The sequence below is a fragment of the Anaeromonas frigoriresistens genome (assembly GCF_016820655.1).
Classification (GTDB): domain Bacteria; phylum Bacillota; class Clostridia; order Tissierellales; family SIT17; genus Anaeromonas; species Anaeromonas frigoriresistens.
The window spans coordinates 158,532-179,277 of sequence record NZ_WSFT01000036.1 but is presented as its reverse complement, the minus strand read 5'-3'; the positions used below and the strand labels follow the sequence as shown (position 1 = coordinate 179,277).

At 31.6% G+C, this 20,746-nt stretch carries 21 protein-coding genes and 1 pseudogene; 2 read left to right on the top strand and 20 right to left on the bottom strand.

Features of this window, described 5'->3' with window-relative positions:
* Nucleotides 1-148: 148 nt before the first annotated feature.
* The 11 genes from GOQ27_RS17610 to GOQ27_RS09320 form a co-directional block, all read right to left on the bottom strand.
* Complete coding sequence (locus tag GOQ27_RS17610; protein ID WP_484477116.1) at nt 149-511, bottom strand: transcriptional repressor; 363 nt, start codon at nt 509-511, stop codon at nt 149-151.
* A gap of 429 nt (nt 512-940) precedes the next feature.
* Nucleotides 941-2,302, bottom strand: a complete 1,362-nt coding sequence (locus tag GOQ27_RS09365; protein ID WP_203366588.1) for a GntP family permease — start codon at nt 2,300-2,302, stop codon at nt 941-943.
* Between the two features lie 52 nt (nt 2,303-2,354).
* The gene (gene ilvD, locus GOQ27_RS09360) at nt 2,355-4,073 is read right to left on the bottom strand and encodes a dihydroxy-acid dehydratase (RefSeq protein ID WP_203366587.1); all 1,719 of its coding nucleotides are present in this window, start codon (nt 4,071-4,073) and stop codon (nt 2,355-2,357) included.
* Nucleotides 4,074-4,294: 221 nt separating this feature from the next.
* Nucleotides 4,295-4,987 (bottom strand): FadR/GntR family transcriptional regulator, encoded by a 693-nt coding sequence (locus GOQ27_RS09355; protein WP_203366586.1) that lies wholly within the window; start codon nt 4,985-4,987, stop codon nt 4,295-4,297.
* A 110-nt stretch (nt 4,988-5,097) separates the two neighbouring features.
* The gene (locus GOQ27_RS09350) at nt 5,098-6,123 is read right to left on the bottom strand and encodes a sugar kinase (protein ID WP_203366585.1); all 1,026 of its coding nucleotides are present in this window, start codon (nt 6,121-6,123) and stop codon (nt 5,098-5,100) included.
* A gap of 12 nt (nt 6,124-6,135) precedes the next feature.
* Nucleotides 6,136-6,780: a bifunctional 4-hydroxy-2-oxoglutarate aldolase/2-dehydro-3-deoxy-phosphogluconate aldolase gene (locus tag GOQ27_RS09345; RefSeq protein WP_203366584.1), complete on the bottom strand. Its 645-nt coding sequence runs from the start codon at nt 6,778-6,780 to the stop codon at nt 6,136-6,138.
* A gap of 197 nt (nt 6,781-6,977) precedes the next feature.
* Entirely contained in the window at nt 6,978-7,739 is a 762-nt protein-coding gene (locus tag GOQ27_RS09340; protein ID WP_203366583.1) for an IclR family transcriptional regulator, read from the bottom strand.
* A gap of 139 nt (nt 7,740-7,878) precedes the next feature.
* Nucleotides 7,879-8,949 (bottom strand): sigma-54 interaction domain-containing protein, encoded by a 1,071-nt coding sequence (locus GOQ27_RS09335; protein ID WP_203366582.1) that lies wholly within the window; start codon nt 8,947-8,949, stop codon nt 7,879-7,881.
* Between the two features lie 16 nt (nt 8,950-8,965).
* The gene (locus tag GOQ27_RS09330; RefSeq protein WP_484477115.1) at nt 8,966-9,331 is read right to left on the bottom strand and encodes a DUF1667 domain-containing protein; all 366 of its coding nucleotides are present in this window, start codon (nt 9,329-9,331) and stop codon (nt 8,966-8,968) included.
* Complete coding sequence (locus GOQ27_RS09325; protein WP_207751290.1) at nt 9,331-10,593, bottom strand: NAD(P)/FAD-dependent oxidoreductase; 1,263 nt, start codon at nt 10,591-10,593, stop codon at nt 9,331-9,333. Before GOQ27_RS09325 ends, GOQ27_RS09330 begins: the two co-directional genes overlap by 1 nt.
* Nucleotides 10,594-10,595: 2 nt before the next feature.
* Nucleotides 10,596-12,056, bottom strand: a complete 1,461-nt coding sequence (locus tag GOQ27_RS09320) for an NAD(P)/FAD-dependent oxidoreductase (RefSeq protein WP_203366581.1) — start codon at nt 12,054-12,056, stop codon at nt 10,596-10,598.
* 317 nt (nt 12,057-12,373) lie between these two features.
* Here GOQ27_RS09320 and GOQ27_RS09315 point away from each other — a divergent pair, with 317 nt between their 5' ends.
* Nucleotides 12,374-13,093, top strand: coding sequence for a hypothetical protein (locus GOQ27_RS09315; protein WP_203366580.1), 720 nt, complete (start codon nt 12,374-12,376; stop codon nt 13,091-13,093).
* Between the two features lie 63 nt (nt 13,094-13,156).
* Here the strand turns inward: GOQ27_RS09315 and glpK are convergent, their stop codons facing one another.
* The 9 genes and pseudogenes from glpK to GOQ27_RS09275 all read right to left on the bottom strand — a co-directional run bounded on the left by glpK (nt 13,157) and on the right by GOQ27_RS09275 (nt 20,024).
* Nucleotides 13,157-14,659: a glycerol kinase GlpK gene (gene glpK, locus GOQ27_RS09310; RefSeq protein ID WP_203366579.1), complete on the bottom strand. Its 1,503-nt coding sequence runs from the start codon at nt 14,657-14,659 to the stop codon at nt 13,157-13,159.
* A 39-nt stretch (nt 14,660-14,698) separates the two neighbouring features.
* Nucleotides 14,699-15,427: an MIP/aquaporin family protein gene (locus GOQ27_RS09305; RefSeq protein WP_484477114.1), complete on the bottom strand. Its 729-nt coding sequence runs from the start codon at nt 15,425-15,427 to the stop codon at nt 14,699-14,701.
* A gap of 539 nt (nt 15,428-15,966) precedes the next feature.
* Entirely contained in the window at nt 15,967-16,368 is a 402-nt protein-coding gene (locus tag GOQ27_RS09300) for an arsenate reductase ArsC (protein WP_203366578.1), read from the bottom strand.
* Between the two features lie 29 nt (nt 16,369-16,397).
* Entirely contained in the window at nt 16,398-17,438 is a 1,041-nt protein-coding gene (arsB, locus tag GOQ27_RS09295) for an ACR3 family arsenite efflux transporter (RefSeq protein WP_203366577.1), read from the bottom strand.
* Between the two features lie 14 nt (nt 17,439-17,452).
* Nucleotides 17,453-17,647, bottom strand: a pseudogene (locus GOQ27_RS17495) (CC/Se motif family (seleno)protein); the annotation flags it as partial.
* Nucleotides 17,648-17,763: 116 nt separating this feature from the next.
* Nucleotides 17,764-18,081 carry an ArsR/SmtB family transcription factor gene (locus GOQ27_RS09290; RefSeq protein WP_203366576.1) on the bottom strand — a complete coding sequence of 106 codons (318 nt, stop codon included), beginning with the start codon at nt 18,079-18,081 and terminating at the stop codon, nt 17,764-17,766.
* A 110-nt stretch (nt 18,082-18,191) separates the two neighbouring features.
* Nucleotides 18,192-18,830, bottom strand: a complete 639-nt coding sequence (gene uppS / locus GOQ27_RS09285) for a polyprenyl diphosphate synthase (protein ID WP_203366575.1) — start codon at nt 18,828-18,830, stop codon at nt 18,192-18,194.
* A gap of 100 nt (nt 18,831-18,930) precedes the next feature.
* Nucleotides 18,931-19,497, bottom strand: a complete 567-nt coding sequence (locus GOQ27_RS09280) for a glycerol-3-phosphate responsive antiterminator (protein ID WP_203366574.1) — start codon at nt 19,495-19,497, stop codon at nt 18,931-18,933.
* A gap of 128 nt (nt 19,498-19,625) precedes the next feature.
* Nucleotides 19,626-20,024 (bottom strand): hypothetical protein, encoded by a 399-nt coding sequence (locus tag GOQ27_RS09275; RefSeq protein ID WP_203366573.1) that lies wholly within the window; start codon nt 20,022-20,024, stop codon nt 19,626-19,628.
* Nucleotides 20,025-20,118: 94 nt separating this feature from the next.
* Here GOQ27_RS09275 and GOQ27_RS09270 point away from each other — a divergent pair, with 94 nt between their 5' ends.
* Complete coding sequence (locus tag GOQ27_RS09270) at nt 20,119-20,724, top strand: C39 family peptidase (RefSeq protein ID WP_203366572.1); 606 nt, start codon at nt 20,119-20,121, stop codon at nt 20,722-20,724.
* Nucleotides 20,725-20,746: the final 22 nt, after the last annotated feature.

The window sequence follows — 20,746 nt, the reverse complement described above, 5'->3', positions numbered from 1 at the left end:
TCCGCATTCTGGGCAATTAGCCTCGTCATTTTTAAAATCAATATGGTAAGAATTACCGCACAGGGTACATCTATATTTACACTTAGAATGTCTATAATGTCCACCTTCAATGATTATTCTTTTTCCCACATTCTTCTTGAGACAAACTTTATATATCTTTAAGTCTTATAGCTTCTAATTCTTCGATTTTTAAATTTAAACTCTCTATATTACATTTTCCTACACCTAAAGGGCCGAAATGATTAACTTTAGGTAAAAATCCTACTTTTCTATATTTTTTAATTTCAAAGTATATTATATCATTATTAATGTCTATTACACTACCACATTTCCTGCATAGAAAATGAATATGTAAAGGATCTCCATTAAAAATTTTCATCTCATAGTATATTTTCCCATCAATGTTTATCTTTTTAATTATCATTATTTCTTCAAATAATTCTAAAGTTCTATATATAGTGGCTAAGCCTATACCTTTATTTTTTACCTTTTTGTATATATCTGAAACCATTATATGCTTTTAAAAGTTAATTAAAATATTTAGTATAGACTTTCTTTGATTAGTTAACTTATACCCCCTCTTCTCTTTATAATAGAATTGATATGTTGTACTTTCTCCATTAATCTTACCCTTTAATATTTTATAACTATATAAATAGCATATGCCATTTATATTATGCTTTTATAACATACTTCTGTTAATTTCAGTAATTTATAAACTGTTAATATAGATTTTGATAACACTTCACACAATCTTAACATAAGATAAAAATATAAATGTTATCATATATATATAAAGTTGAAATTAACAATATTGATAATATATAGGCTACCATTTTCCTGATATCCTTGACTGAATTAGTATAGTAGCCAGTAATTCCCCCACTCTCTTCAAAAAATAAAAGAACCCTTAAGGGTTCTTTTATTTTTTATATTTTATTTAGAATATGAAACTTAATATAAGAGCTATAGCAAAACCAACTACCGATATAATAGTTTCCATCATTGTCCAGGATTTAAGAGTTTGTTCTTCGGTCATACCAAAGTACCTTCCTACTAGCCAGAATCCACTATCATTAACATGAGATAATATTGTAGCCCCTGCTGCAATAGCAATAACTATAAGTCCTCTGTCTGGACCTCCTAAGTTAAAGGCTTCCATAACTGGTGCCATTATACCTGCAGCTGTTATCATAGATACTGTAGCTGAACCTTGAGTAATTCTTACTACTACAGCTAGAATATATGCAAGAATAATTGGTGGTAAGCTAGAGTTTGAAATATTATCAGCTAACATATTACCAACACCACTATCTATAAGCATTTGTTTAAATACACCACCAGCACCCGTCACTAGTATAATTAATCCCGCCGGTCCCAATGCTTTTGTACTAAGTTCTAATAACTCATCTTTTGTAAATCCTCTTTTAGTTCCTAATAAGTATACTGCCAATAAAGTTGCTATTGTAAGAGCTACAAAGGGGTGACCTAAGAAACCTAATATTTCCACAAAAAGCCCTTCATCTATGATACCTTTCTTTGTTAATACGTCTGTTAATGTATTTAATAAAATCAAAACTAATGGTACTCCTATTATGCTTGTTATCAGTCCAAAAGAAGGTAGTTCCTTAATATCTTTCTTCATTTCATCTGCATCTTTTATCATGTATTCTGGAGGATCTAAGTGTATTTTTTCCCCTATATATTTACCAAATATAGGACCAGCTATTATTGCTGTAGGTACACCTACTATAGCACCAAAAAGTATAACCCATCCTAAGTCTGCACCAACTATTTCTGCTACCGCTACTGGACCTGGTGTTGGCGGTATAAAACTATGAGTAACTGCCAAACCAGCAAGTAAGGGTATCCCATAATGTAATACTGATTTTTTTGTATCTTTGGATAAAGCATAAACTATTGGTACTAAAATAATAAATCCAACATCAAAAAATACCGGTATAGCTACTAAAAAACCAGCTAAAACTAAAGCCCATGAAGCCTTCTCCTTACCAAACTTCTTAATTAATGCACTGGCTAAAGACTCTGCTCCCCCTGAGGCTTCTAATATCTGTCCAAAAATAGCACCTAGTCCAACAACTGTTGCAACAAATCCTAGGGTGCCCCCCATTCCATTTTGAATACTACTAATAATTTCATTTAACGGCATTCCAGTTGCAATACCAACAAACATACTAGTTATTAATAGTGATATAAATGCTTGTATTTTTAATTTTAATACTAGAAATAATAAAATTCCTATTGATGCCAATGTTACTAATATCAATCCTGTTTGTGACATGTTTTTTCTCCCCTTTAATTTTTATTTGTAACTCTAAGAAGACACAGGGAAACTATCCCATATATCCACCCTTCATAGGTGATACTGCTAATCTTGTATAAAGTCCCATTACTCCAGTTTTAAATTTAGGTTCAGGTTTCATCCAATCATTTTTTCTAGTTTCTAATATATCTTTTATCTCTTCACCAGTCTTTTCTTCTCTATCAATCCCTATAAGATTAATTGATCTATTAGGAATATCTATTCTTATTAAATCCCCATCTTCTACTAGGGCTATAGGACCTCCCTCACTAGCTTCTGGAGAAACATGACCTATAGCAGGTCCCCTTGTAGCTCCTGAGAATCTTCCATCAGTAATAAGGGCTGTAGTTGATATCAATTCTTCATCGGAAGCTATCGCCTCAGTTGTATAAAACATTTCTGGCATTCCAGACCCTTTTGGGCCTTCATACCTTATAAATACAGCATTTCCTGGTTTAATATCTTTATTTAGTACAGCCTCCATCGCATCTTCTTCTCTATCAAAAACCTTAGCTATAAGAGTAACTTGATGCATATCCTTTGATATAGCGGAATGTTTAGTTACTGCTCCTTCTGGTGCAATATTCCCTTTTAATATAGCCACTGCTCCTTGTTCTTGAAGAGGTTTATCTTTAGTTTTTATTATTTCTTCTTTCTTAACATTTAATTTATCTAAGTATTTATAACATTTTTCATAGTATCCATTATCCTTTAATTCATTTAAGTTTTCCTTTAAGGTTTTACCCGTAACTGTCATGACATCCAAATGAAGGTGTTCTCTTATTTCTTCCATAATGGCTGGAACTCCACCAGCATACCAGAAATATTCTCCTGGGTACAATCCACTAGGTCTTACATTTAGTAACCATGGTATTTTTCTATGGATCTCATCAAATAAATTGGGTTCTATTTCAATTCCTAATTCTCTAGAAATAGCTGGAATATGTAATAAAGAATTAGTAGATCCAGCTATTGCAGCATGTACCATTATTGCATTTTCAAAAGCTTCTTTAGTTAATATGTCTGAAGGTTTTAGATCCATATCTACTAATTTCATAGCATGATTACCTGCTTTTTCAGCCATTTCTTTTAGTTCTTCAGCTGTAGCTGGCATCAAAGAGGTTCCCGGCAATGCTAACCCTAATGCTTCTGCCATTATTTGCATAGTTGATGCTGTACCCATAAAAGAACATGCTCCACAAGAAGGACAGGCATTATGTTTAAAATATGTGAACTCCTCATCTGTTATTTCTTTCCTTTCATACTTGGCACTGTAAGTTCCTATTTGTTCCAATGTTAGCATATTTGGTCCAGCTTTCATTATTCCACCTGTAACAACTACTGATGGTATATTCATTCTAGCAATTGCCATTAAATGAGCTGGCATTCCTTTATCACAACTAGCTATAAATACTCCTGCATCATAGGGAGTAGCACCTATATGTATCTCTATCATATTTGCTATAAACTCTCTAGATGGCAGGGAATAATTCATTCCATCATGACCTTGAGCTTGACCATCACATATATCTGTAGCAAAGAACCTCGCAGGTTTGCCACCTTTTTCTTCTATTCCTTTATATGCAGCCTCTACAAATAAATCTAAATGCGAACTCCCAGGATGACTATTCCCATAAGTACTTTCTATAATTACTTGGGGTTTTGATAAATCTTCTATTTTCCATCCCATACCTATTTTTAACGGATCCATTTCAGGAGCCTTTTTTCTTAGCTCTTGACTTTTTAACACAATTATCACCTCATAATTTCTCTGCAGTTGTCTGATGTATTTTGTTATTTTCAGTTATACCATTCTTTAAATTACAGTTTCAATACAAAAAATCTCAAGAAAACATTTTCACTTGTCTGACATCTACATTATACAAGATGTGTTTTTTATCGTCAAGGATTTTTTCACATCGTAATATATATGTTTCATATTATGAAACATATATAAAAAAAGAAGGTTGATCAACCTTCTTTTTTTTGTTCTCTGATTTTATATAAATCATTAATTGTTCTTTCTATATGCCGCTTCATAAATAATACACTTAATTCTTCATCTCTTTTTTCTATAGATTCTAAAATTTTTTTATGTTCTATAAGTCCTCCCTTAGGTCCTAGATTTTCATATAGTCCCTGTTGATGATAATCTAATAATTTCTTTAAAACTGAGTTAACTTTTTTAATCAATGAGTTTTTTGTTCCTTCAGCTATTTTCATATGAAAACTAGTATCAGATTCTGCAAATTTCACTGGATCATCTTTATACTTTACCATCTCATCATAATATTTTCTCAATTCTATGATATCTTGGTTATTAGCTTTCTTCACAAAAAGTCTTATACTTTCCACCTCAACTATAAGTCTAAATTCTAGAATCTCTAAAAAATCATCCCTATCTAATGTAATCATTGGTATTAAGCTATTTAAATATACGGAAGGCTTTAATTCATTTACAAAGGTACCTTCTCCTCTTTTCTTTGTTAATATTCCTAATGCAACCAATTTTTCTATAGCTTCTCTTACTGACATTCTGCTAACTTGCAATTCTTTAGCTAATTGAGGTTCTGAAGTTATCTTAGTCCCCGATTTCCACTCTCCACTTATTATCTTTCCTTCTATCGTATCAAATACTACTTGACTTACATTTTTCTTTATCATATTATCTACTCCTTAAGATCAATACTTCTCTCGAATTTATTTTACCATAAAAAAAGGAGTAGATTAAAATCTACTCCAAATATATTAAGGATATTAAATTGACTTATTTATTATCTTTGAACTCTTCCAGAAGCATCTCCATTTACTAAGGTCATAACCTCATCCACAGAAACTAAGTTAAAGTCCCCAGAAATAGTATGTTTCATAGCAGATGCTGCTACTGCAAACTCTAAGGCATCTTTAAAATCTTTTCCATCAACTAAACTATATATTAGTCCTCCAGCAAATGAATCTCCTCCACCTACTCTATCTACTATTCTAATATCATACTTTCTTGAATGATAGAATTCATTTCCATCATAAATCAACGCAGACCATCCATTATCAGATGCAGAGTAACTTTCTCTTAATGTAGTAACTACATATTTAAAATTAAATTTCTCTTTCATTTGTTTGAATATACTCTTATAACCATCAAGCTCTAATTCGCCTTTTGTCACATCTGTTTCTCCTGGTTTAAATCCAAGAGTTTTTTCTGCATCTTCTTCATTTCCTATGCATACATCTACATATTCCATTAATCTTGACATTGTTTCTTTAGCCTCTTCTGGAGTCCAAAGTTTTTTACGGTAGTTTAGATCCACACTAACCGTTACATTATGTTTTTTAGCTGCCTTTAAAGCTTCTTCAGTTAATTTAGCAGCTTCCTTGCTTAATGCAGGAGTTATTCCACTAAAATGGAACCATTCTGCACCTTCAAAAATACTATCAAAATCAAAATCTTCTAAAGTTGCTTCTGCTATAGCAGAATTTGCTCTATCATATACAACCTTTGATGGTCTCATAGAAGCTCCTGCCTCTAAGTAATATATACCTACTCTTTCTCCACCACGAGAAATGTAATCAGTGTTTACTCCAAATCTTCTTAAGTGATTAACTGCACTTTGTCCAATAGGATTCCCTGGTAATTTTGATACAAAATATGGATCTAATCCATAATTTGCTAAGGATACAGCAACATTTGCCTCTCCTCCACCATATGTTACGTCAAATTTCTCTGCTTGATTAAATCTTTTATATCCTGGAGTGGATAATCTTAACATTATCTCTCCCATAGTAACTACTTTTTTACTCATTTTAAATTCCTCCTATGCTCTAGCTTTTTTTACTTGTTCAACAAATTTTTTAGCAGTCTCTGTCACTTTTTCATAATCTCCTGTTTTAGCTCCACCAGTTAATTGGCCACCCACACCTACAGCCACACATCCATTCTTAATCCATTCCCCTACATTATCTAAATCTACTCCTCCAGTAGGCATAAGCACCGCTTGAGGAATAGGTCCTTTAATAGCTTTTATTATACTTGGTCCATAAGCACTTCCAGGGAATACCTTTATTATGTCAGCTCCAGACTCCATAGCCTTAACTATCTCTGTGATTGTCATACAGCCCGGCATGTAAGGTATTTGATATCTATTGCATAATTTAGCTGTTTCTTCATTGAAGGAAGGACTAACAATGTATTTTGCTCCTGCTAATATCGCTATTCTAGCAGTTTCACTATCTAATACTGTTCCTGCCCCTACTATTAATTCTTCTTCTGAAAATTTGCTCTTTAAAGACTTAATTACATCATCTGCACCTGGAACAGTAAAGGTGATCTCTATCGCTGGTATACCACCATCAATACATGCTTTTGCTATATTTTCTGCTTGTTTAGAGTTTTCAGCACGAACTACTGCAACAACCCCTGTTTCTGATATTCTATTTAAAGTATTATACTTTGGAATCATTCAACTGCCTCCTATTATGTTTCGTATTATAAACCATGGTTTCATTATACAAAACATAGTTTCTTATGGCAAAACTTCATTTTTATCAAAAAAGACCATAAGATTAATTTACCTCTATAATTCTAACTGTTACTCGTAAATTCTAATAATTACTTAAAACATTATATATTCTTTAAAAATTAAAGAACCCGGTTATATTATTCTTTATAACCGAGTTCTTTTGAAATCATTTTACTATATTTAATTACTTCTTGAGATATTTCTTCTACTCTATCCTTTGTAACTCTTATTGTAGGTCCAGATATACTAATGGCTGCCACTGGTTCACCTTTATAGTCAAACACGGGAGCCCCTATACATCTTACACCTAATTCATTTTCTTCATCATCTATAGCATAATTGACTCTTTTAACTTTTTTAAGTTCTTCCTTAAATTCATTAAAATCTGTAATTGTATATTCTGTAAGATTTTTTATATCGCTATTGTCCCATATTTCTTTAACCTTGTTTTCAGGAAAGTAAGCCATTATCGATTTTCCCACAGAAGTACAATAAGCCGGAGTTCTCTTTCCAATATTAGAATGCATTCTTATTGTATTATGAGATTCAACCTTATCTATGTAGACTATATCTTCACCCTCTAATAATACTAAATGTACAACTTCATTCACTTCTTCCATAAGATCTTTTAAGTAAGGTTTTGCTATAATTAGTATGTCTGTGTTTTCTATCTTTTTATTTCCTAACTCAAACAATTTTAATGATAATTTATACTTATTATTTTTATCGTCTTGTCTTACATAACCTTTATATATTAAAGTAGATAATAGTCTATAAACAGTACTTTTATGCAAATTAATTTTGCCACTAATTTCTGTAATCCCTAAACCCTCTTCATAATCAGATAAAACTTCTATTATAGATAATGCTCTATCCACCGACTGAACTACATCCTTCATATTTTTCTCCTCTCATCTCTAAATCCTTATTAAGTCATATAATACCACAAAAGACTATTATTAAAAAGATTAATAATATCTATACCAATATTATATCACTTATACAAATAGAAAATCCCCATCCATGGGGATTCTACACTTATAATACTATATTGTATTTTCTAGCTTTATTTGCCACAGTACTATGAGTTATTCCTAAAGCTTTACCTGCTGCATTAAAGCTTCTATATCTTAGTAAAGCTGCTTTTATTATATCTTTTTCATATTCTTCCCATGTGGCAATATCATTTTCTCCATTACAGTTTATCAATAATATGTCACCATTGTATAATTTTCCTCCGCTATATTCTTCAAATATATTTTGAGGTAAATCTATAATATCAATCTCTACTCCTTGGGATAGCACAATCAATCTTTCCATAACATTTTCTAACTCTCTCACATTCCCAGGCCAGCTATAGTTCTGTAAATATTCCTTAGCATCATCGGTAAATACTGCTAAATTTAAATATAATTTTTTAGCTATTTTTTTATTAAAATAATCAATTAGTACAGGAATATCCTCTTTTCTATCTCTTAGGGGAGGTAATTCTAAGGGTATTACATTTAATCTATAATATAAATCCTCTCGGAACTGTCCATTCTTAACCATATCTAATAAGTCTCTATTTGTAGCCGCTAGTAGTCTAGCATCAATACTGATCTTTTTGTTGCTCCCTACCCTTTCAATTTCCTTTTCTTGTATTACTCTCAAAAGTTTACTTTGCATAGAATAGGGCAAGTCTCCTATTTCATCTAAAAATATTGTCCCTTCATTAGCATACTCAAATTTTCCTATCTTCTTTTCTAATGCCCCTGTAAAGGCTCCTTTTTCATGACCAAATAATTCTGATTCTATTAAATCTTTTGGTATAGCACCACAATTAATTGCCACAAAGTTTTTTTCTTTTCTATGACTATTATTATGTATAGCCTTTGCTACTAGTTCTTTTCCTGTGCCGCTTTCACCTGTAATTAATACTGTAGTTGGAGTCTTAGATGCTTTTTGTGCCCTATAAAGCAACTTTTTCATCCTATAACTTTCTCCAATTATTGAAGAAAAGGGTTCATCTAATATAATTTTTTCGGAGGGTTTATTATATATTTTATACTGTCTAGGGTAGCTTATTATATTATCTTTTGACTTCGAATTCATTGTCACTACCTTCATATAACCCCTCTCCCTATCATTTCATATCTCTTGTGGCAACTACATTTACTCCTGTGTTTAATATATCTAATATTATGATATCTCCAATATTTATTGGAGCTTCTATAACCACTTTATCTATCTCTTCCATACATTTAAATATTTTATCTTTAGGTACTGGTCCATCAGTTTTTATAGGAACTCTAGGAAGTAAACCATTCAATACTTTTACAGTAGATGTTATAACTCTTGTAGGATTAGTCATTTCCTTTATTCCATAATCTTCTCCTCTTGTACACTTATTCCCTGATACTTTATAACCCAATTCCTCCTTATCATCTTTTTCTACTAATAGTCTACAACCTATAGGACATACGATACAAGTAATTTCTTTTCTCAACATTACTCACCTTCCTTTACTAATTCTACTGTAATCTTTGCTATATCAGAAGGTATTTTATCTAAAGGTATATTAACCATTTCCATCTCTCCTGGATTTAGTTGTTTCTTTTTCTGTTGAGATATTACATTTTCATCTGCTTTAATAATAAGTTTTATATTGGTGTATACATCTGTAACCCTCATAAATAGTTTTAATTTTTTATCAATATTTTCTATTCGTATGATTTGAGGTACTATATACCCTATACCAGTCCCTGAATTAGTTTTAACTATATTTTCTGAGTTTTTAATAAGACCCTTAACATATTTAGCAGCAAATTTTCCAGCTCTTCTACTTTCTTCCGTTACATAATCCACCAAATCATGGACATGGACTACATTTCCACAGGCAAATATCCCTGAAATCGTTGTTTCCATTGATTCATTCACTATAGGTCCCTGAGTCCTACTATCCATCTTAATTCCTAAGTTATTAGATAATTCATTTTCTGGTATTAAACCTACTGAAAGTAGTAAAGTATCACATTCATAGTACTTCTCTGTACCTTTAATAGGTATCCTTTTATCATCTACTTCAGCCACCCATACTCCTTCTAACCTATCTTTCCCTTTTATATCTATAATGGTATGACTTAAAAATAGTGGAATATCGTAATCCTCTAAACATTGAACTATATTTCTAGTTAATCCTCCTGAATAGGGCATTATTTCCGCTACGCCTAATACTTTAGCCCCTTCTAAAGTTAATCTTCTTGCCATTATAAGACCTATATCCCCTGAACCTAATATAAATGCTTTTTTACCAACCATGTAACCTTCCATATTTATATATCTTTGGGCAGTACCAGCTGTTAATATGCCAGCAGGCCTGCTCCCGGGTATTGCTAATGCACCTCTAGTTCTCTCTCTACAGCCCATAGATAAAATTATAGCTTTAGTTGATATTTCCATAAATCCATCATTAGAATTTATTGCTTTAATATTTTTTTTATTATCTACATGTAATACCATAGTATCAATCTTATAGTCTATTCCCATATCTTCTAGTTCTTTAATAAATCTATCAGCATATTCTGGTCCTGTTAATTCTTCATTAAATTCATGAAGACCAAATCCGTTGTGAATACACTGTTGTAATATTCCACCTAACTCTCTATCTCTTTCTATAACCAAAATACTTTCTATTCCATTTTTTCTAGCCTCTATTGCAGCCGCTAATCCAGCAGGACCTCCTCCAATTACTACAATGTCATAATTAATCATTTTTACACCTCCCCATAGGCTAATTTACCTTTATTCGTTTCACCTATCAATATATTTGATCCTTCCCCATCCTTTAGCACTTGCTCAGGATCCTTATCTAGTTCTCGAGCCAAAATTTCAACTATTCTAGGTCCACAAAAAGCCCCTTGACATCTTCCAGCCCCTGGTCTAACTCTACGTTTTATACCATCTACTGTAGTAGCTCCTCCAGGTCTTTTAATTGTATCTACAATCTCTCCCTCAGTAATCATCTCACATCTACAAATAATTCTTCCATATCTATCATCTCTATTAATTAATTCATTTTTTCCCCTATCATTTAATTCCATAAAAACTATAGGTTTTTGCCTATAAGGATTAAAATCTTCTTTTAAATTAAAATTTTCTATTGATTCTAATAATAAATTGACTACATATTCAGCAATAGCTGGAGATGAAGATAGACCTGGGGATTTAATTCCTGCTACATTTATAAAACCTTTAGCATCTTCTACTTCTCCTATAATGAAGTCTCCTGTACTTGGATGAGCTCTTAGTCCAGCAAAAGTTCTAATGTTTTTGTTAAAAGGAATATCTTCAGAACTTTTATTAGAGGTATTTTTAATAAACTCCAATCCTTCATAAGTTGTTTGAATACCCTCTTTATCCTGAATATTTTCAGCATTAGGTCCTATCAGCATGTTTCCATGAACAGTAGGAGCTAATAATATTCCCTTACCCAGTTTTGTAGGACACTGGAATATCACTGTACTCATAAAATCTACTCCAATACCCTTATCTAATACATAGTACTCTCCTCGCCTAGGTGTTATTGTAAAGGATTCTTTGGATACCATGTTATTTATTTTATCCGCATATATTCCCGCACAGTTGATTACATATTTGGTATCAATTTGCCCTTTGTTAGATATTAATCTATAATTACCTTCATTTTTTTGTACATCTTGTACCTCAGTATTTAATGAGAGTTCTACACCATTTTCCATGGCATTTTCTGCAAGAGCAATTGCTAATTCCCAAGGCCCTATTATACCGGCAGTTTTAGAATACAGTCCTCCTATTATTTTCCTGCTGATGTTTGGTTCCATTTTCTTAATTTCCGATCCTAAAAGTATCTCAACATCCGGGATTCCATTTTCAACTCCTCTTTCATATAACTTATTGATAGTTTCCATGTCCTCATTGTCAAAAGCCACTACTAATGAGCCCACCCTTTTAAAAGGCACTTTTAATTCATCGCAAATCTTATCAAACATGGGATTTCCTAAGGCATTAAACTTTGCCATTAATGTTCCAGTTTTTGCATCATACCCTCCATGAATAATAGCACTATTTGCTCTTGTAGCGCCTTTTGAAATATCGTTTTCCTTATCTAAAAGTAGAATTTTCATTTGATATTTAGATAATTCTCTTGCAATGAAAGTTCCTATTACTCCCGCACCTATTATCGTAACATCATACATTCTATTCTCCTCCTTTTGGATATAAAAATGCCACATCAACCAAGACCTACTTCCATAGGTTCTGATTAATGTGGCTCTCCTTATTCTCCGGCCAATATTTAGTTGTTACTTATATTATATTCTATGATATATCTATATGCAATTATGATTATTGTATTGAATGATTATAAGCTTTTTTTGTTAATTTTATTAAAAATTTTATTGATTATTACTTGGGTATACAAATATATAAGAGGGTTATAAAATCGATTCTTAATAAGAATCAAGAAAGCTGTGCTTTAAACTACATAATATTTAATTCAAAAGGAGAGTGTTTTATGACAAAAAGAAACATGTATATCACAATAAGCATATTAATACTTGTCATTCTTCTATCAGGATGTACATCTACTAATAATGATGAAAATAATAGTTCACAAGAAGAAATATCAAATCTCGAAGAGGAGATAGAATCCAAACAACAAAAGATTGATGAATTAAAAAAACAAAATCAAAAGTTACAAACTACCTTAGATGAATCGAAAACCAATAATGAAAAAGATAACATAATATCGAAGTCAATTGAAGTAATGAAAGTCATTAAAGAAAAAAATACAGATCAATTATCCTCTTATGTACATCCTGAAGAGGGCCTTAGATTTAGCCCATATTTTAATGTAGATAAGGATAATGATAAGATGTTTTCAAAAGAAGATGTAGCCAAACTTTGGGATAATTCTACTGAATATAAGTGGGGTAATTATGATGGTTCAGGAAACCCTATAGAATTAACATTTAAAGGATATTACGAGGAGTTTATTTATAATAAAGATTTTATAAACCCAGAAATAATAGGGAACAATGTACCAATAGGAGAAGGGAACACTTTAGATAATATTAAAGATATTTATCCTGATAGTCATTTCATCGAGTTTCACTTTACTGGTTCAGATACCCAAGCCCAAGGCATGGACTGGCAAAGTCTTAGATTAGTATTTAAACAAAAAGATAATACTTGGCATTTAATTGGAATAGTTCATGGTCAATGGACTATATAAGTATAAAAAATAATCATCCATCATATGATGGATGATTATTTTTTATACTTATATGTTATATTATTATTCGGTTTCTTCCCATTTTTCACTTCTCTTGATAGCTTTTTTCCAGCCTTTATAGTACTTTTCTCTATTGTCATCATTCATATTAGCTGTAAATGTTTTGTCTACCTTCCATTTTTCAGCTATTTCATTTTTATTCTTCCAGAATCCTACTGCAAGGCCTGCTAAATATGCAGCTCCTAGAGCTGTAGTTTCTGTTATCTCAGGTCTTTCTACCGGAACACCCAAGATATCAGATTGGAATTGCATCAAGAAATTATTAGCTACTGCTCCTCCATCCACCTTAAGGGCTTGTAAATCTATCCCAGAGTCAACCTGCATAGCATCTAATACATCTCTTGTTTGATAAGCTATTGACTCTAATGCTGCTCTAATAATATGATTTCTATTAGCTCCCCTCGTAAGGCCAACTATAGTGCCTCTAGCATACATATCCCAATAAGGTGCTCCCAGACCAACAAAAGCAGGAACAACATATACACCATTAGAATCTTCTACTTTAGATGCAAAATACTCACTGTCTGCTGCATCTTTAATAAGTCCTAATTCATCTCTTAGCCATTGAACTACTGCTCCACCTATAAATATACTACCTTCAAGGGCATACTCAACCTTACCGTCTACTCCCCAAGCTATAGTTGTAAGTAGTCCATTATTTGATAATACCATTTCTTCACCAGTATTCATTAGCATGAAACATCCAGTACCATAGGTGTTTTTTGCCATTCCTTTTTCATAGCATGCCTGACCAAATAATGCTGCTTGCTGATCTCCTGCGATACCTGCTATTGGTATTTCTGCTCCACCAAAAGTTTGAGGATCAGTGTATCCATATACTTCACTTGAAGGCTTAACTTCAGGAAGCATTGACTTAGGAATTCCTAATTCTTCTAACAATTTTTCATCCCACTTAAGATTCTTTATATCATAAATCATGGTTCTTGATGCATTAGTATAGTCAGTTACATGAACCTTTCCTCGAGTCAAATTCCAAATAACCCATGTGTCAATATTTCCAAATAATAAGTCTCCATTTTCAGCCTTTTCCCTTGCTCCTTCTACATTATCTAATATCCACTTTATCTTTGTACCAGAGAAATAAGCATCTACTACCAATCCAGTAGTTTCTTTTATATATTGAGTTAAGCCTTTTTCTTTTAAGTCATCACATATAGCAGCAGTTCTTCTACATTGCCAAACTATTGCATTATAAATAGGCTTTCCAGTATTTTTATCCCATACTACAGTAGTCTCTCTTTGATTAGTAATACCTATTGCTGCTACTTCCTCAGGTCTTATTCCTGCTGTTTCTAAAACTTCTCTAGCTACACCACTTTGAGTTCCCCAAATTTCCATAGGATCATGCTCAACCCATCCTGCTTTAGGATATATCTGAGTAAATTCCTTTTGTGCTGTCTTTACTATTTTACCTTCATGATTGAATAATATCGCCCTTGAACTAGTAGTACCCTGATCAAAAGCTAAGATGTACTTTTTATCCATTTACTATTCCCCCTTATTATTTATTATACATTAGTTTTATTATATCCACATATTTAAAAAGAATTTATATACAAATGCTCCTAATATTCCTCCAATTATAGGTGCTATTACAGGTACCCAAGCATATCCCCAGTCAGAATCTCTTTTATCTCTTATTGGTAATAATGCATGGGCAATTCTTGGACCCAGGTCTCTAGCTGGATTTATAGCATATCCAGTGGGACCTCCTAAACTTAAACCTATAGACCATACAAGGAAACCTACTAATAATGCTCCTATTGCTCCTGCATTATTATTGCTATTGCCTATACCTAATACTCCTATTAATAACATAGCTGTACCTATAATTTCAGTTATAACATTCCATTTTATATCTCTTATTCCAGGTGCTGTACAGAATACTCCAAGCTTACCATCTTTATCTGTTGTCTCATCAAAATGTCTCTTATAAGATAAATAAACAAGTATTGCACCACAGAATGCTCCTATTATTTGTGCTAATATAAATCCTGGTACTAAATCCCATGAAAAATCTCCAATTGCAGCCAATCCTAATGTAACAGCTGGATTAATATGAGCTCCACTTACCCAACCAGTTACATATACAGCCATAGCTACTGCTAAACCCCACCCTGTAGCTATAACTATCCAACCGCTGTTTTCACCTTTACTTCTTTTAAGAACTACGTTTGCTACTACACCATCACCTAATAAAACAAGAATCAATGTGCCTAAAAATTCCGCTAAATACATAGCCATGTTTGACATATTTACCCCTCCTATAAAATAGTATTAGTTCATCCCCTTGGACAACCTATCTATTAATACATATGTATTGTCCAAACTAAATATTCCTAAGATTCACCTCCATATTTTTTTATTTATTATTCAATATTGCAAGGGATATGCCAAAGCTGATGAATCTCTATTTTCAGTCCATTTTTACATATTATAAAGTTATGTATGCTAAAAATCATCAAACTTTTTTCTATTCTTGATAATTTTTAGCAATAAAAAAGGCGGACTTGAAACATGTCCGCTTCGCTGATGAAGAAACTAAGTGATTCACACCAAATCAGAGATTTGGGTTCTCTACTCATAAGGGACCCTAGGTCCCTTTCGACGGTGCATAGTACGTGCACCTGAGCATCCCCCTAATACGGCAGGGGATTTCATCCCCCACACCCCCTCTTTTTTATTATCTTCTAATATTTCCTTCAGTATTAAAATTTAGTATTAACAATAGTTTAGAGATTCTATTAAGTTAACCTTCCTAGACAATAAAAAAGAGCCCGAAGGCTCTTATATTATAATTCTTCTTTTTCTATTCTCTTAATTAAATCTTCTACCTTCTCTTTGATTATATCCCTAGTTTCTTTAAATCCTTCAATAGGTCCCCCAGAAGGATCTTCTAATCCCCAATCTTCACTATGACTATTAGGTACATAAGGACAAACTACATTACATCCCATAGTAATTAAAATATCAATTTCTTCAGGAATATCAGATAATAACTTTGGATGATGGCTACTCATATCTACTCCTGCTTCTTCCATTACCTCAACAGCTTTAGGTTTTACTTCTGGATATTCTTCTGTTCCTGCTGAATAAGCCTCTATAACATCACTACCTATTTTTTTTGCCCATCCTTCAGCCATTTGTGATCTACAGGAATTATGAACACATACAAATGCTACTTTCTTTTTCATATATTTTCCTCCTAATAACTTTATCTTATTTAAAACCAATGTCTAGTTTTATTTGCTATTTTAACTAATGTAAGCATCAATGGTACTTCTACCAGGACCCCTACTACTGTGGCTAAAGCAGCTCCTGATTGTAACCCAAATAGTGAGATAGCTACCGCAACTGCTAGTTCAAAGAAATTACTTGCTCCTATCATAGACCCTGGTGCAGCGATATTATGAGGTAATTTCCATGCTTTAGCCCATCCATAGGCGATCCCAAATATAAGAAAAGTCTGAATTATTAAAGGAATTGCTATTAATATAATGTGTAAAGGATTATTAATTATCACTTCTCCTTGGAAAGAGAATATTATTACTAATGTTAATAATAAACCTATAATAGTAACATTATCAAATTTCTTTAGAAATACATTTTCAAAGTAATCTAAGCCTTTACTCTTTATTATATATTTTCTTGATAAATATCCTGCTAATAGTGGAATCACCACAAATAATATTACTGATAAGAATAGAGTATCATAAGGTACAACTACATCACTAACACCTAATAAAAAGGCAACTATTGGTGTGAATGCTACAAGTAATATCAAATCATTTACTGCTACTTGAACTAAAGTGTATGCAGGATCTCCATCAGTTAAATGACTCCATACAAAAACCATGGCAGTACAAGGAGCAGCTCCTAGCAATATAGCCCCTGCTAAATATTCTGATGCTAAATCTACAGGTATTAATGATTTAAAAACTACTTTCAAGAAAAATGCAGCTATTAAATACATAGTAAAGGGTTTTATTAACCAATTAGTTACTGATGTTATTATTAATCCCTTTGGTTTTTTGGTAGCTTCTACTATACTAGAAAAATCAATTTTTAGCATCATTGGATATATCATAAGCCATATTAATATAGCTACTGGAATTGACACCTTTGCATATTCGAATTTACTTAAAAATTCTGGTGCTGCAGGAATGAATTGACCAACTAATACTCCTATAACAATACATGCTGCTACCCATACTGTTAAGTATCTACTAAAAAAATCTAATCCTCCATTTTTATTCTCTGACATAATATCCCTCCTAATTATTTATTTACTAACGCCCCTTCTATACTAAGTTTCTTCCATTTAAAAAGCTTAGATAGACTTATCTTTATTTCATTATTAGATAATTTTATATTTTTAATAATGTATATAATTACTCCCTTTTCTTCCTTCTTTATATAGTCTTCCAGACTACTCTTTGGCTCCCCTAAATGTATAGTGGGTACATCTACTGAGCCAGTATGACATCAACCTTTCTGACTGTGTCTTATAGTGGCAAATCCACCTTTGTCTTTAATAAATTTTAATGCATCATTTTCTATAGTAATCTTCATAAAAAGCACCCCTTCTTTTAGTCTTCTATATCACAACTGCTTTTTACTCTATTACATATACATTTATCTTTGTATGATGTTAATTCATCTATAAAAGAAGTTAATCTCTTTACATTATCTTTATTTATAGAATATATAGTCCACTTACCTTGCTTAACTCCATTAACTAAATTAGATTCTTGTAATATCTTCATGTGATGTGATACAGTAGGCTGAGTTAAATTAAGTCCCTCTATAATATCACAAGCACATAATTCACCACAGGATAACATATCTAGTATAAGCAATCTATTTTTATCTGATAAAGCTTTAAAAATTTTTATTTCTTCTTCCATATAAATCCCCTTCCTCATCACATAGATATCCATCTATATATAATATAATATACATATAGATATGTGTCAATATGTATTAAAAAAATAAGAACCTAGTAAATTCTAGATTCTTATCCACCCAAGGTTATATCTTGTTTATCATACCAGCTAAGGGCCTGATTAAAATGGTCACTTTTAAAATCTGGCCAATATTCTTCAATTACATAAAAGTCCGAATATACCGACTGAATAGGTAAAAATCCACTCAACCGCCTTCTTCCACCCCACCTAATTATTAAATCTACTCTGGATACATCATTAGATTTTATTCTACTATGTATATTCTTTTCCTCTTGACTCTCAATAATACTCTTTAAATCCCATTGCCACCCATAATTAACTAAAAAGTTAACTTTTATACCACCTTCGCCAATAGTTCTTCTAGTAGTATATTCTAATAATTCTTCAGGAAACATTGGCGAATCACTGTTTCCTATAACTAATAGTTTTGCATTTTCTTTTAGTAACATTTTTACTGCGTCTACACAAGCCTTTTGAAAGGCTTTAGTTTGTTTTGAAGGTCTTTTGGTATTATCCATAGTGAATCCATAGTAGGTTACCTCTTTAACTCCAGTTTCCTTACATAGTTTATATAATTCTAATCCTGGATCTAATCCATGGGTATATCCTTTATCCTTTGTAAGTCCTTGATCAACTGCCCATCTTCTATTTCCATCTGGTATTATTCCTATATGATTAGGTATTCTCATTGTATTCCCCCTAGAATGATTTTTTAATAAGTATTGTCATAACACATTAAATCTATACTTATTATTCAATACTCTAGAGATAGTCTACATTCTTAGTGTTCTACATATACCAAATATCTTCCTTACTAGTAGATATACCAATAGCTCCAGCCTTTAAGCTCTCTATCACATCGTTCTTATCTAAGATTAATCCTCCTGTAATTATAGGTATGCTAGTTTTTTCATGAATTATCTTAGTAATTTTAGGCATTACACCAGGAAGTATTTCAACTGCATCCGGTCGAATAGCCTTAATTGAGTTCACACCTGTTTCTAGTGATAATGAGTCTATTAAAAACAATCTTTGTATAGCAAAAACTCCTATATTTTTAGCATATCTTATCAAATTGCTTTTAGTAGTTATTATTCCATTTGGTTTAATATTCTTATTTATATAATCTAAAGCTACAGTATCTTTAGAAAAACCTTCTATTAAATCAATATGTACATACACTTCCATATTATTTCTTTTTATTTCATTTACCATAGAGGATAAATTGAATATATTACCCGTTAAAAGAAATATTATATTAGATGGGGACTCTATAGCTTTCTTCAGATTTTCAGAATTGTTCACTGCAGCAATTACCGGATTTTCTTGGATATTTTTAAAAAATACGTCTCCCATATTTTCACCCCTTTTAATTTACTATTGATCATTTATCTATCATATTTTATAATTTTATCAAGTTCAATTAATATCTTTCAATATAATTATACCACAATAGATATATCATTATATTTTTATAATACTTATTAATTATTCACTATTATACTTGTAACCAATCGAAGAGTCTTTATATCCTCTTCATCTATTATGCCTATTCCTCTGACTACAATCTGATCCTCTTCCATTATTCCATTGATATCTTGATCCTTTTGTAGTATAACTATTATCCTTCCTTCTACAGCTTCAAATATTAATTGTTTGTTTAGCGTATCAACCTCTTCTACCGTTCCTTTCATCTGTATAATTCTATTTATATACTGTTCTCTATCTTCCACTCTATTAAGATCCTTATAAATTTCTGATTCTATCACCCTTAACACTTTATCAAAATCAGGATTCTTTACTGAGTTTTCTTCTTTCATCATAGAAAAATATATTATAGATATTAGTACAATTACTGATATAATAATTATAAGCTTTTTCATAGTGACCTCCATATGCTTTTCTTTAGTATTTATCAAATTTATTCTTCTTATAATATAATTTTAAAAATATATATGAACATAAAGGGTGAGTGTAATGAAAAAAATAATCAATGTTCCATTTATATCTCAAATGCCTGAGTTACCTAGGGGCTGTGAAGTTACTAGCTTGGCTATGCTTTTGAATTATTATGAAGTAGATATCGATAAGTTAACTCTAGCAAAAGAAATAAAGAGAGATAAAACTCCCTATAAAAAAGAGAATGGGAAAGTATATTTTGGTAATCCCTACAAAGGATTTGTAGGTGATATGTATTCTTTCGATAATCCCGGGTTAGGTGTATATTATCCAGCTATATTAGACCTGGCGAATAAGTATTCAAATAATAGAGCTATAAATATTACTAGAAAAAATTTTGATATAATTCTCAAATATCTATCAAACAATACTCCAATTTGGATTATTACAAATGATACATTTAAAGAACTCTCAAATGAACATTGGGAATTATGGATTACACCTAGTGGACCTCTAAATATAACTATGAGAGAACATTCTGTAGTATTGATAGGTTATGATGATGACTATATATATTTCAATGATCCTTTAGAAAATTATAAAGAAAGTAAATATGATATTAAAAATTTTAAGAAGGCATGGGAGCAAATGGGTAGTCAAGCCATAATAATAAAAGAGATATAAACCTAGGTTTATATCTCTTTTA

Coding starts and splice junctions, on each gene's coding strand:
- GOQ27_RS17610 (WP_484477116.1), bottom strand. CDS start 511: ATGGTTTCAGATATATACAAAAAGGTAAAAAATAAAGGTATAGGCTTA.
- GOQ27_RS09365 (WP_203366588.1), bottom strand. CDS start 2,302: ATGTCACAAACAGGATTGATATTAGTAACATTGGCATCAATAGGAATT.
- GOQ27_RS09355 (WP_203366586.1), bottom strand. CDS start 4,987: ATGATAAAGAAAAATGTAAGTCAAGTAGTATTTGATACGATAGAAGGA.
- GOQ27_RS09350 (WP_203366585.1), bottom strand. CDS start 6,123: ATGAGTAAAAAAGTAGTTACTATGGGAGAGATAATGTTAAGATTATCC.
- GOQ27_RS09345 (WP_203366584.1), bottom strand. CDS start 6,780: ATGATTCCAAAGTATAATACTTTAAATAGAATATCAGAAACAGGGGTT.
- GOQ27_RS09340 (WP_203366583.1), bottom strand. CDS start 7,739: ATGAAGGATGTAGTTCAGTCGGTGGATAGAGCATTATCTATAATAGAA.
- GOQ27_RS09335 (WP_203366582.1), bottom strand. CDS start 8,949: ATGAAGGTAGTGACAATGAATTCGAAGTCAAAAGATAATATAATAAGC.
- GOQ27_RS09330 (WP_484477115.1), bottom strand. CDS start 9,331: ATGTTGAGAAAAGAAATTACTTGTATCGTATGTCCTATAGGTTGTAGA.
- GOQ27_RS09325 (WP_207751290.1), bottom strand. CDS start 10,593: ATGATTAATTATGACATTGTAGTAATTGGAGGAGGTCCTGCTGGATTA.
- GOQ27_RS09320 (WP_203366581.1), bottom strand. CDS start 12,056: ATGTATGATGTTACGATAATAGGTGCGGGAGTAATAGGAACTTTCATT.
- GOQ27_RS09315 (WP_203366580.1), top strand. CDS start 12,374: ATGACAAAAAGAAACATGTATATCACAATAAGCATATTAATACTTGTC.
- glpK (WP_203366579.1), bottom strand. CDS start 14,659: ATGGATAAAAAGTACATCTTAGCTTTTGATCAGGGTACTACTAGTTCA.
- GOQ27_RS09305 (WP_484477114.1), bottom strand. CDS start 15,427: ATGTCAAACATGGCTATGTATTTAGCGGAATTTTTAGGCACATTGATT.
- GOQ27_RS09300 (WP_203366578.1), bottom strand. CDS start 16,368: ATGAAAAAGAAAGTAGCATTTGTATGTGTTCATAATTCCTGTAGATCA.
- arsB (WP_203366577.1), bottom strand. CDS start 17,438: ATGTCAGAGAATAAAAATGGAGGATTAGATTTTTTTAGTAGATACTTA.
- GOQ27_RS09290 (WP_203366576.1), bottom strand. CDS start 18,081: ATGGAAGAAGAAATAAAAATTTTTAAAGCTTTATCAGATAAAAATAGA.
- uppS (WP_203366575.1), bottom strand. CDS start 18,830: ATGAGAATACCTAATCATATAGGAATAATACCAGATGGAAATAGAAGA.
- GOQ27_RS09280 (WP_203366574.1), bottom strand. CDS start 19,497: ATGGGAGACGTATTTTTTAAAAATATCCAAGAAAATCCGGTAATTGCT.
- GOQ27_RS09275 (WP_203366573.1), bottom strand. CDS start 20,024: ATGAAAAAGCTTATAATTATTATATCAGTAATTGTACTAATATCTATA.
- GOQ27_RS09270 (WP_203366572.1), top strand. CDS start 20,119: ATGAAAAAAATAATCAATGTTCCATTTATATCTCAAATGCCTGAGTTA.